Genomic DNA, 11,597 nt, shown 5'->3' on the forward strand with positions numbered 1-11,597 from the left:
TTTTGTGCCGCAATGCGGTATTACTTCGACTATATCTATCATTTTTTGGTTTCCAACAGCAGGCATGGTACGCATTCCCCATTTGTGTATGCCTTGACGGAAAAGGTAATTTATAACCCTAGCTATAAAAGCCCAAATTTTGTTGAATTTCCGGAAGGTTTCAATCCAAATTATTTTCCATTGTTAAAGAAGATCCTGAGTTTTTGGGAGGTCAATATGTTGAGTGATGATCTACAGAATCCAGATGCGCAATCTTATTTGGTAAATGGGAAGGAGGATTCTGAAGTTATCTTGCCATTGATAGATGCTGGGAAAATCATTGTTTTCCATGAGCCCTATAAACAAAAGAGGCAATGGAAAAAACTGATTGCCGACCAGCGAGTGACCGTATCTATCAATTTGTTCAATTTTGGTATCCTAATGAAAAGGGATGGGCAAAGAAAACAAGATTTCCTGCTGAGATATCTTTAGGGCACTGATAAAATAAGTTTAACCCCTCTTTTTATTTTCTCTCATTAAAAAGCCTCACTGATACTTAAGTAAAAGCCAGACTGTCTTTTCTCTCCCGGTCTCTGTTCGCCATAAGCATAGTCTAAACGGATGCTGCTATTGTGTTCAAGGCTGAAGAAATAGCGTAATCCAGCACCGTAGGACGGAATCAGGCGTATATCATGTTGTTTTGAAAAGGTGCTACCCGTACCTAGGAATGCATTGACGCCAATACGAGGGATGAAACGGTATCGCAGTTCTGCTTGCGCAGTAAGGTAATTTTTGTCCTTGTATCGGCCCAGGTAATATCCACGCATGGTCATATCCCCACCCAGTTCACGCATGACATAGAATGGTACGTTTTTACCGTAGGTGCCACGGTACAGACCTTGGGCGGCGATGGTGAGTTTTTTATTGATCGGATAAAAGCCACGAACATCCAGTTCGATTTGGTTTCCCGTGAAATTATCCTTCCCAAAGAAGTTAGGGGCAAAGCTATATTTTACCCGGCTATAAAATCCGTTGGTAGAGTATGTGGTGTTATTACGGGTGTCATATAGGGCAGAAACACCAAGGGCTAGGTATTGGCCACCATCTTTACCATACACTTCTGGAGATTCAAAAACACCACCAGCTTCCATATCCTTGAATTCGAAGTTCTCGTAATTTAAATTGACACCGGCATAAAAATTAGGGGCGAATCTCTTTTCCCCATCCAGTTTGATGCGGTAGAGTTTTTGGTCCAGATAATCTTCATCTGCTTTCCAGGTATCATTTCCGAGGCCATAGAAATTGAAAGGCCAATCTCTGAAGCGCATTTCGGTTAATATATGGTAGTCATTGTTCTTAGTCCAGATGTCGGAGGTCAGTTTTATATTCTTTTGTTTTTTGGTGGTCAAGGTACCGATTAGGGTAACGTTTGAGGTTCTGCTATCTAGGTTTTCTTTGTCGATATAGAAATTATAGGTACTTGCGATGCCGTATTCGAATCCAGTTTCCTGTGCATAACCGATGGCAGGCAGGACGACGAAGCTTCCGGATCGGGAAGAATCTTTCTTGGAGGAGACGAATTTTTGCATCAATTTTTGGATGATTCCAGGTTTTTCTTGGGCGTTTCCAAGCTTAGGGGAGATACAAAGGCCGATAAATAGCGATATTAATAGCGAATATTTTTTCAAAGCAATCCGAGTTATTTGTGCAAATATAGGGTATCCTTTGAAATGGAATATGAAAATTATTTACTTGCATATCAATGATATGGTTTTCAGGAGCAAAAAAAATGACCAAATATTTTTGATATGTTCATGGAGTAGCTATCTTTGCAACATCAAATCGGGAAAATGAGTACCGAAAAGGGATTGTTCTTTAAGTAGAAAAAAAATTAAAAATAAAACTTGCGAATATCAGATAAATATTAGATTTTTGCACTCGCTATCCAAAGATAGCCGTTCTTTAAAACAGAAAGTTTTATTAAATAAAGCACGCCTCCTTAGCTCAGCTGGTAGAGCAACTGACTTGTAATCAGTAGGTCATTGGTTCGATTCCGATAGGAGGCTCAAAAACAACGCAAGTTGTAGGTCTGGAGGGGTTCCAGAGCGGTCAAATGGGACGGACTGTAAATCCGTTGCTTCGGCTTCGAAGGTTCGAATCCTTCTCCCTCCACCAAAAAGTTTTCATTCTTCTGGTTGTTAAAGGCCAGAATTCCTGAGTGTAAAACTGAAAAGCGGAAGTAGCTCAGTTGGTAGAGCGATAGCCTTCCAAGCTATAGGTCGCGAGTTCGAACCTCGTCTTCCGCTCAATTTATAAAACAAATCTAAGTCTCTGTCTTCTTAACAATTTATTTTTGAAAGGGTAGAGGCTTATATCTGTAAATAAGCTTTTTGAAAGCCGAAGTAGCTCAGGGGTAGAGCACTTCCTTGGTAAGGAAGAGGTCGTGGGTTCAAATCCCATCTTTGGCTCGAATACATAAGTTTTGTAACTTTGTAAGATTAATTAAAAGAAATATTTTATAATTACTAATTCGCATAAACATGGCAAAAGAGAAATTTGACCGTAGTAAACCGCACTTAAACATTGGTACTATCGGTCACGTTGACCACGGTAAAACAACTACAACAGCTGCTATCACTAAAGTTTTAGCTGATAAAGGTTTTTCAGAGGCTCGTTCATTTGATTCAATTGACTCTGCTCCTGAAGAGAAAGAGCGTGGTATCACAATTAACACTTCACACGTAGAATACCAAACAGCTAACCGTCACTATGCACACGTTGACTGTCCAGGTCACGCCGATTACGTTAAGAACATGGTAACTGGTGCTGCACAGATGGATGGAGCTATCATCGTAGTTGCTGCTACAGATGGTCCTATGCCTCAAACTCGCGAGCACATCCTATTAGCTCGTCAGGTAGGTGTTCCTGCGTTAGTAGTTTTCTTGAACAAAGTTGACTTAGTTGATGACGCTGAGTTATTAGACTTAGTTGAGATGGAAGTTCGTGAATTATTATCATTCTACGAATTCCCAGGAGACGATGTTCCAGTAATCAAAGGTTCTGCATTAGGTGCTTTGAACGGAGAGACTCAATGGGTTGATTCAATCATGGAATTGATGGATGCTGTAGATAACTACATTCCAATCCCTCCACGTTTGACAGATCTTCCTTTCTTGATGCCTATCGAAGACGTATTCTCGATCACAGGTCGTGGTACAGTTGCAACTGGTCGTATCGAAAGAGGTGTAATCAACTCTGGTGATCCAGTTGAGATCTTAGGTATGGGTGCTGAGAACTTGAAATCTACAGTAACAGGTGTTGAGATGTTCCGTAAGATCTTAGATTACGGTGAGGCTGGTGATAACGTAGGTTTATTGTTACGTGGTATTGAGAAAACTGATATCCGTCGTGGTATGGTTATCTGTAAACCAGGTTCAGTAACTCCACACACAGACTTCAAAGCTGAGGTTTACGTATTGTCGAAAGCAGAAGGTGGTCGTCACACTCCTTTCTTCAACAAATACCGTCCTCAATTCTATTTCCGTACAACTGACGTAACTGGAGAGATCACTCTAGAAGAAGGTACTGAGATGGTTATGCCAGGTGATAACGTAACAATCACTGTTAAGTTGATCAACGCTATCGCTATGGAAAAAGGTCTACGTTTCGCTATCCGTGAAGGTGGTAGAACAGTAGGTGCTGGTCAGGTAACTGAAATCATTAAATAATCCCAAAGGATTATCTAAATAAAAGATAAGCTAATTGGCTCCGGCTAATTAGCTTATTTTTTCTGAATTATTCGTTTTTGTTGAGCCTCAAATACTTAGCGAAGTAGGGGAGTTCGGTAGCTAAAAAAGAATAGTTTGACCAGAAAGAAATCTTGCGGAAATCGCAAATAAATTGAAATAATATTTGCTGCAATGGGGTCTAAAGCCTATATTTGCAACATCAAAAAAATCTACACGGGCATAGTTCAATGGTAGAATAGAGGTCTCCAAAACCTTCGATCTGGGTTCGAATCCTAGTGCCCGTGCTAATAAAAATAGAAACTTAAAAAATGGCAAAAGTACTTGATTTTATTAAGGACTCTTATACAGAGGTTACTGAGAAAGTGACTTGGCCTACTTGGGCGCAATTACAAAGTCATGCGGTTATTGTACTTATTGCATCTGTTATTATTGCCTTGGTGATTTTTATAATGGATAAAGCATCAAGTAATGTAATGGAATTGCTGTACAATACAGCGTCTTAATTTTCTAATCCAACAGTATTATGGCAGATCAAAGTTTAAAGTGGTACGTTGTGCGTGCTGTTAGCGGAAAAGAGAAGAAGGTAAAACAATACCTTGAAGCTGAAATCAACCGCTTGGGCATACAACATTTGGTTACCCAAGTATTGATCCCTATGGAGAAATACTACCAAATGCGCGATGGCAAGAAAGTTGCCAAAGAACGTAACTACTACCCTGGGTATGTTTTGATCGAAGCGGCATTGGACGGTGAGATCGAACACGCAATCAAAAACGTAAATAGTGTAATCGGATTCCTAGGTGATAAAGCAGGTAATGCAATCCCTCTACGTCCAGCTGAAGTTAACCGTATTTTAGGTAAGGTTGACGAAATGGCTGAGCAAGGTGAATCAATCAGCGTTCCTTATTACGTTGGTGAGACCGTAAAAGTAAACGACGGTCCTTTCAACGGATTTACAGGTGAAATCGAAGAGGTACATGAAGATAAGAAGAAATTAACCGTAATGGTAAAAGTATTCGGTCGTAAGACGCCTCTTGAGCTGAATTATATGCAAGTTGAAAAAGAGTAAGTTCTTTTTAGACAGCAAACAAAAGACATTAGAAGCCCTATCCAGTTGGATAGGGCTTTTTTTTGTGGTTCGACTCCGCTCACCAACCAAGGATGGGCCAAGATCATATTCCGTTGGTTGGGCGGTGTCTCGGCTCCGCTAGATAACCGTTTGAGACCCGGCACAGGATTATTGGAAGAATATCATTCGGCTATAAATTTGTCAATTTTGGTAGGGGCGAATTGAATTCGCCCATTGGTATTTGAACCAGGATGGAATGGATGAGAGGATGGGCCAAGATCATGGAATGAACCAGGATGGAAGGGATGTGAGGATGGACCAAGATCATATTCCGATGGTTGGGCGGTATCTCGGCTTCGCTAATTAGCTTTCTATTAATCCCTCTTTAACTCATTTCCAATTCTGAACGAGTAGTGAAGAATCTGTACGGTTCTCTTCCATCAGGCTCTGTCATCGTGCACCGAAAGGTGCAGGACCTGTACGCCAATGCAATCATTGTTAGTATGGTTCCGAGATCGTTCCTTCGTCACGATGACACCGGAATGGGAATAGGTCTTGGCCCATCCTCCAAACCCGACGGTTGAACGTCATCTCGCCTCCGCTGATTGTCTCTCAACCTTTGTGAGTATGATCCCCGAACGTCATCTCGGCTCTGCTCCTTTAGGATACTATTGTTGGTCATCTCGACTTCGATGATCCTTTGGACACTATTAATAGTCATCTCGGCTCCGCTATGATCGTCTTAGACCCGGCTTACTCCATAGCATTCAAGTCCGATTCAATTTTGTATATTTAGGAATTGAATTACCTAAATTAATGATGTCGAAGTCACCATCCATTACTTCTTATCCGCCTGAACCTAAGAAATTACGGGTTCGTGCTATTGATATTATGCGAGGCTTGACCTTGTTCTTGATGTTGTTTGTCAATGATCTCTTTATTCCTGGGGTACCGAAATGGCTGTTGCATACGGAAGCTGATATGGATGGTATGGGTTTGGCGGATTGGGTGTTTCCGGGCTTCCTTTTTATGGTGGGTATGGCAATTCCTTATGCGGTGGCTGCTAGACGGAAAATAGGTGAACCGACCTGGCAGATCTGGTTTCATATCATCAGCAGGTCGATTAGCTTGATCATTATTGGATTATTGGTGGTTAATTCCAGCAGCTTGAATCCGGAAATGACGGGCATGAACAAGTTGCTGTGGATAGGATTGGTCTATGTCTGTATCTTTTTGATCTGGAATAACTATCCAAAGGATAGAAATAAGAACCTATTTGTCGGGCTGAAGTTGTTGGGAATAGTAGGGCTGCTTGGTTTAGCCTATATATTTCGGGCTGGAACTCCAGAATCACCGGCTTGGTTTGAGAAGAGTTGGTGGGGCATTTTAGGGCAGATCGGTTGGGGATATCTGGTAGCAGGTTCGGTCTATCTGCTGCTTCGGGACAAGCTTTGGGCTGCATTCTTGGCCATTATCTTTTTCTTATTCCTGAATGTAGCATCCTTGAGCGGTTGGATTCCGCAGATGTTTTCTTTCCAGGAATTTTTTGATGTGGTCCTTCATGGGAATGTGCCGATGATTGTGCTTTCAGGAATGGCAGCGACCCTGATTGTTAAAAAATATTCAAAGGATTGGAAGAAGCTGGCTATTTATCTAGCCATGTATGGCCTTATTAGCTTGGTTGTGGGCTTGATATTCCATCAATGGTTCATCGTGTCCAAGATCCAAGCGACTCCATCCTGGGGCATGCTTTGCAACGGGATCAGCATTATGCTATTTGTCCTGGTCTATTACTTTATAGATGTCAGAGGGAATAATAAATATAGTCGACTTTTTGAACTGGCGGGTCAAAATTCATTAACTACTTATTTGGCTCCCGACCTGATCTATTTCTTGGTTTGGGGATTCGGTATTCCCTTGTTTTTCTATAAGCAGCCTGACCAGATGTGGTTAGCTGTATTGGGTTCCTTGCTATGGGCCTATTTAATGCTTTGGTTTGGCATCTTGTTGAACCGTTTTGGTATAAAACTTAAACTATAATATCATAATACTATGAAAAGAAATCACACGAACAAGCTGATCCTAATGGCTCTAATTATGCTGTTTGCAGTTCCCTTTAGCTTGGTTGCCCAAGGGAAGAAGCCTGTAATCATCGCTTATGTTACTTCGGGGAAAGGTCCGATGCCTGACCCTAATTTGATCAGCCATATTAATTATGCCTTTGGCCATGTCAATGAGACTTTCAATGGGGTGAAAATAGATAACCCAGCAAGGTTAAAGGAGATTGTAGCCTTAAGAAAGAATCATCCGGATCTTAAGATCTTGTTGTCGATCGGTGGCTGGACCTCCGGTCGATTCAGTGAAATGGCAGCAGACAAGAACAATAGATTGGGCTTTGCTAAAGATTGCCAAAAGATCGTAAAGGAATTTGATCTGGATGGAATCGATATTGATTGGGAATATCCGACCAGTGATGAAGCGGGCATATCTTCCTCTCCCGATGATACCAAGAACTTTACCCTTTTAATGCAGGATATCCGTAAGGCAATCGGTCCGAAAAAATTATTGACCCTAGCGACCATAGCAGATGGAAAATATATTGATTTTAGAGCGATCGATAAGGATATTGATTTTGTGAATATCATGATGTATGATGTCTCAAAACCTCCATTGCAACATAATAGTCTATATAAATCGGATCTTGCTGGACGTATTACCTTGGTAGAAGCCTTGCAAGCCCATATTGATGCCGGTGTTCCGAAGAACAAATTGGTGATGGGGATTCCATTCTATGGAAGAGGAGATAAAGTGCAGGTGAGTGATTTTGTGATGTTCCGAAACATACCCAAGTTGACCCAGTTTGAAGAAAAATGGGATGATGAATCGAAAGTACCTTATTTAGTGGACAGCACCGGGAAGTTGGTGTTGACCTTTGAGAATGAAAGGTCGATCCGGGAAAAAGCTGCCTATATCAAATCCCAAGGCATCCTAGGGGCCATGTATTGGGAATTTAAAGGGGATGATGATCAGCTGACCTTGAGCAAGGCGCTGTATGAAGGGCTGAAATAGGGTCTACAAACAAATGTTGCTGTAAACTGTTGATAATAAGTAGTTATAGACACAATTTCTGTAAACCTTAAAAAATAAGCTTATGATTATTCTAAATTTTAAGCCCAAATATTTGGGCTATGCATTGATTTTTCTTGCCCTAAGCCAAGGACATACTGTTTTTGCACAGGATAATGAGACCGCTTATTTTTCTGACGTTACAGAAGGCAGCATACCCCTGGATCCAAAGACGCATGCTTTGGATGTTGCTTTGGTAGATGTGAATGGAGATGGCGCATTGGATGCCATCTTTGCGCTGGAAATGCAACCCAACCGTCTTTATATCAATGACGGCAATGGTAATTTCACTTGGAAGAAGGATGTTTTTGTGAATGAAAATAACGATACAGAGCATGTGCGTGTTGCCGATATGGACAATGATGGTTTTTCAGATGTGATATTCGTCGCTGAAGACAATAAAACCCATGAATATTATTTAGGAAATGGGGATGGCACCTTTCGGAATGTTTCAGACCCTTTGTTGGGCAAGAGTGAGGGCAATGGATTGGATATAGGGGATGTGAATGGAGATGGGTTGCCGGATATCGTTATTGGTAATACCGGCGAAGGGGCAAGGACCTTTATTTGGTTAAATGATCCGAATAAACCGGGCTACCTGATTGATTCGGCACCGGGAAGTCTGCCTGACAACAAGGACGAGGTGCAGTCGGTCAAATTATTTGATGCCGATGGCGATGGTGATTTAGATATGGTATTGGGTACCGAAACTCCACCGAGCCGATTGTATTTCAATGATGGTAAGGGAAAATTTACAGAACAGGAGGGTGCTTTGCAAACCACAGAGCCCTTGCATAGTCGGGAGGTCATCGTATTCGATGCCGATAAGGATGGAAAGGATGATATTTTCTTTGCCAACCTGACCAGTAATGGTGGAAAGAAGGAGCGAAACCCTACGGGACGTTTATTTATTAATAAAGGTGAGGGAAAATTTGTTGATGAGACAGATGCCAGGATCCCTGCCTATGAATTTTCAACCTATGCCTGTAATGTGATCGACTATGATCGCGACGGGGATCTAGATATAATATTGAGTGCATTGAAGATTCCGCCATTTGAGGCGATGCAGGTCCAGGCCTTGAAGAATGACGGTTCGGGCAAGTTCAGTTTTGCCACAAAGGAGGCCATTCCGAAGGTGACGGTGGAGCGAGCCTGGGGGATCGATGTGGGGGATGTGAATGGGGATAAGATTCCGGACTTGATGATCGGTGCCTGGGGGGACCAAGTACGCTTATTACTAGGTAAATAAAAAAAGAAAAAATACTTTTTTATTATCAGATATTTAGTTATCTTTGCACCTCGTTTGGTTGCAAAACTATGTTTTGTTGCCATCGAGAATTAAATGTTACGTTATTGCTTCCAACTTACTAACAAACATTTAACAAATTAAATCACAGAAAAAATGGCAAAAGAAGTCAGTGCGTTAGTAAAATTACAAGTGAAGGGCGGAGCTGCGAATCCATCTCCACCGGTAGGACCTGCATTAGGTGCTAAAGGTGTGAACATTATGGATTTCTGTAAGCAATTTAACGCTCGTACGCAAGACAAACCAGGTCAAGTATTACCTGTTGTGATCACTGTATATGCCGACAAATCTTTTGATTTTATCATTAAAACTCCACCGGTAGCTGTTCAATTAAAAGATGCAGCGAAGCTTAAGAGCGGATCGGGAGAGCCTAACCGTAAGAAAGTTGCTTCCATTTCATGGGATCAAATAAAACAGATTGCGGAAGATAAGATGCCAGATTTGAATGCATTTACTGTAGAATCAGCTATGAGAATGGTTGCTGGTACAGCGCGTAGTATGGGTATCACTGTATCTGGTGATGCTCCTTGGAAAAATTAATTAACGAAATCAGTTTAAGAAAGTGGCTAGATTAACAAAAAATCAAAAAGCGGCACTATCCAAAATTGAAGCTGGTAAAGCATACTCTTTGAAAGAAGCTGCGGCTTTAGTAAAAGAGATCACCAACACCAAATTTGATGCTTCTGTGGATATCGACGTTCGTTTGGGCGTAGATCCTCGTAAAGCAAATCAAATGGTTCGTGGTATTGCAACATTGCCACACGGTACTGGTAAGACAGTACGTGTATTAGTTTTGTGTACTCCTGACAAGGAAGAAGAAGCTAAGGCGGCAGGTGCAGACTACGTAGGTCTTGATGACTATATCAGCAAAATCGAAGGTGGTTGGACTGACGTTGACATTATCATCACAATGCCTAGTGTTATGGCGAAAGTAGGTAAATTGGGTCGTATTTTAGGTCCAAGAAACTTAATGCCTAACCCTAAAACAGGAACAGTAACTCCAGAAGTTGGAAAAGCTGTGACTGAGGTAAAAGCTGGTAAGATCGACTTCAAGGTTGACAAAACAGGTATCATCCACACTTCAGTTGGTAAAGTGTCTTTCGACGCAGATAAAATCTATGACAACGCATTAGAAGTGTTACAAACAATTTCACGTTTGAAACCGTCTGCAGCAAAAGGAACGTACTTCAAGAGTATTCACATTTCTTCAACTATGAGTCCTAGTATTCATATTGAAACTAAATCAGTAGCAGGAATTTAATCATGAGAAAAGAACTTAAACATGAAATTGTTGAAGCTTTAGCAGAACAGATTAAATCTTACGGTAATTTTTATATTGCTGACACTGCTAATCTGACTGTAGAAAAGGTGAATAATATTCGTCGTAAATGTTTCGAGCAGGGAATCGAGATTAAGGTTGTGAAAAACACCTTGATTAAGAAAGCGTTGTTAGAGGCGGGTGTAGATTCAGAAGAGATCTTTGGCGTATTAAAAGGAGCTTCAACCCTAATGTTTTCCGAAACAGGGAATGCTCCAGCGAAATTGATCAAACAATTACGTAAAGAAGGTGACAAGCCAGTATTAAAAGCAGCGTACATTCAAGAGACTGCTTTTGTGGGCGACAACCAACTTGACGCATTAGTGACCCTTAAATCTAAGGAAGAACTTATTGCAGACGTTATTGCTTTACTTCAATCTCCTGCGAAGAATGTTATTTCTGCGCTTCAATCAGGCGGAAATACAATTTCAGGCTTAGTAAAAGCTTTAGAAGAAAGAGGCTAACGAACCCTCAGTTTAATAACAAACGTTCGTTAAATTTTAATTAACAATTTTTTTAAAAGAACATTCAAAAATTCAAAATAAAATGGCAGATTTAAAACAACTTGCTGAACAGTTAGTTAACTTAACAGTAAAAGAAGTTAAAGAATTAGCTGATATCTTAAAAGACGAATACGGTATTGAGCCTGCTGCTGCTGCTGTAGCTGTTGCTGCTGCTCCAGGTGCTGGTGATGGTGCTGCTGCTGCTGAAGAGAAAACATCTTTCGATGTGATCTTGAAAGAAGCTGGTGGTCAGAAATTAGCTGTCGTAAAATTAGTTAAAGATTTAGCTGGTTTAGGCTTGAAAGAAGCAAAAGACTTAGTTGACGGTGCACCTAAAGAATTAAAAACTGGTGTTTCTAAAGACGAAGCTGAAGCTTTGAAAAAACAATTAGAAGAAGCTGGAGCTGTTGTTGAGATTAAGTAATCTCGCATAATGCACCAAAAACTTAGACTCTGATAGTCCAAATCTATCAGAGTCTATTCCTGTTTATAAATATAGTGTATGGATCAAGCCCCTGCTGATGCTTGATCGGAAGACGGAATCAGC

General features: G+C 41.0%; 13 protein-coding genes and 5 tRNA genes. 16 read left to right on the forward strand and 2 right to left on the reverse strand.

The window, feature by feature from the left end; all coding sequences use genetic code 11:
• Positions 1–12: 12 nt before the first annotated feature.
• Positions 13–471, forward strand: coding sequence for a hypothetical protein (locus tag CKW03_RS03570; RefSeq protein WP_093098549.1), 459 nt, complete (start codon positions 13–15; stop codon positions 469–471).
• Positions 472–515: 44 nt separating this feature from the next.
• Here the strand turns inward: CKW03_RS03570 and CKW03_RS03575 are convergent, their stop codons facing one another.
• Positions 516–1,667 carry a BamA/TamA family outer membrane protein gene (locus CKW03_RS03575; protein ID WP_261772024.1) on the reverse strand — a complete coding sequence of 384 codons (1,152 nt, stop codon included), beginning with the start codon at positions 1,665–1,667 and terminating at the stop codon, positions 516–518.
• Between the two features lie 305 nt (positions 1,668–1,972).
• On the opposite strand from CKW03_RS03575, the gene CKW03_RS03580 reads away from it, so the two are divergent.
• From CKW03_RS03580 to nusG, 8 genes are all read left to right on the forward strand, one after another.
• Positions 1,973–2,045 (forward strand) — tRNA-Thr (locus CKW03_RS03580).
• A 25-nt stretch (positions 2,046–2,070) separates the two neighbouring features.
• Positions 2,071–2,154: transfer RNA gene (locus CKW03_RS03585), tRNA-Tyr, on the forward strand.
• Between the two features lie 58 nt (positions 2,155–2,212).
• Positions 2,213–2,285: transfer RNA gene (locus CKW03_RS03590), tRNA-Gly, on the forward strand.
• Positions 2,286–2,375: 90 nt separating this feature from the next.
• Positions 2,376–2,447, forward strand: a tRNA-Thr gene (locus CKW03_RS03595).
• A gap of 72 nt (positions 2,448–2,519) precedes the next feature.
• Positions 2,520–3,707 carry an elongation factor Tu gene (gene tuf, locus CKW03_RS03600; RefSeq protein WP_093098550.1) on the forward strand — a complete coding sequence of 396 codons (1,188 nt, stop codon included), beginning with the start codon at positions 2,520–2,522 and terminating at the stop codon, positions 3,705–3,707.
• 234 nt (positions 3,708–3,941) lie between these two features.
• Positions 3,942–4,012, forward strand: a tRNA-Trp gene (locus tag CKW03_RS03605).
• A 24-nt stretch (positions 4,013–4,036) separates the two neighbouring features.
• Positions 4,037–4,231: a preprotein translocase subunit SecE gene (gene secE / locus CKW03_RS03610; RefSeq protein ID WP_093098552.1), complete on the forward strand. Its 195-nt coding sequence runs from the start codon at positions 4,037–4,039 to the stop codon at positions 4,229–4,231.
• Between the two features lie 20 nt (positions 4,232–4,251).
• Entirely contained in the window at positions 4,252–4,797 is a 546-nt protein-coding gene (gene nusG / locus CKW03_RS03615; RefSeq protein ID WP_093098554.1) for a transcription termination/antitermination protein NusG, read from the forward strand.
• A 526-nt stretch (positions 4,798–5,323) separates the two neighbouring features.
• Here nusG and CKW03_RS20265 read toward each other — a convergent pair.
• Entirely contained in the window at positions 5,324–5,518 is a 195-nt protein-coding gene (locus tag CKW03_RS20265) for a hypothetical protein (RefSeq protein ID WP_139185474.1), read from the reverse strand.
• Positions 5,519–5,613: 95 nt separating this feature from the next.
• On the opposite strand from CKW03_RS20265, the gene CKW03_RS03620 reads away from it, so the two are divergent.
• The 7 genes from CKW03_RS03620 to rplL all read left to right on the forward strand — a co-directional run bounded on the left by CKW03_RS03620 (position 5,614) and on the right by rplL (position 11,474).
• Entirely contained in the window at positions 5,614–6,837 is a 1,224-nt protein-coding gene (locus tag CKW03_RS03620; protein ID WP_236736508.1) for a DUF5009 domain-containing protein, read from the forward strand.
• A 12-nt stretch (positions 6,838–6,849) separates the two neighbouring features.
• The gene (locus CKW03_RS03625) at positions 6,850–7,866 is read left to right on the forward strand and encodes a glycoside hydrolase family 18 protein (protein ID WP_197700971.1); all 1,017 of its coding nucleotides are present in this window, start codon (positions 6,850–6,852) and stop codon (positions 7,864–7,866) included.
• 82 nt (positions 7,867–7,948) lie between these two features.
• Positions 7,949–9,172 (forward strand): FG-GAP repeat domain-containing protein, encoded by a 1,224-nt coding sequence (locus CKW03_RS03630; protein ID WP_093098557.1) that lies wholly within the window; start codon positions 7,949–7,951, stop codon positions 9,170–9,172.
• A gap of 153 nt (positions 9,173–9,325) precedes the next feature.
• The gene (rplK, locus tag CKW03_RS03635; RefSeq protein ID WP_093098559.1) at positions 9,326–9,769 is read left to right on the forward strand and encodes a 50S ribosomal protein L11; all 444 of its coding nucleotides are present in this window, start codon (positions 9,326–9,328) and stop codon (positions 9,767–9,769) included.
• Positions 9,770–9,791: 22 nt separating this feature from the next.
• On the forward strand, positions 9,792–10,490 hold the full coding sequence (gene rplA, locus CKW03_RS03640) for a 50S ribosomal protein L1 (protein WP_093098561.1): 699 nt from the start codon (positions 9,792–9,794) through the stop codon (positions 10,488–10,490).
• 2 nt (positions 10,491–10,492) lie between these two features.
• On the forward strand, positions 10,493–11,011 hold the full coding sequence (gene rplJ, locus CKW03_RS03645) for a 50S ribosomal protein L10 (RefSeq protein ID WP_093098563.1): 519 nt from the start codon (positions 10,493–10,495) through the stop codon (positions 11,009–11,011).
• 82 nt (positions 11,012–11,093) lie between these two features.
• Complete coding sequence (rplL, locus tag CKW03_RS03650; protein ID WP_093098564.1) at positions 11,094–11,474, forward strand: 50S ribosomal protein L7/L12; 381 nt, start codon at positions 11,094–11,096, stop codon at positions 11,472–11,474.
• Positions 11,475–11,597 lie beyond the last annotated feature (123 nt).

This window comes from Sphingobacterium mizutaii (assembly GCF_900187125.1).
GTDB classification, from domain to species: domain Bacteria; phylum Bacteroidota; class Bacteroidia; order Sphingobacteriales; family Sphingobacteriaceae; genus Sphingobacterium; species Sphingobacterium mizutaii.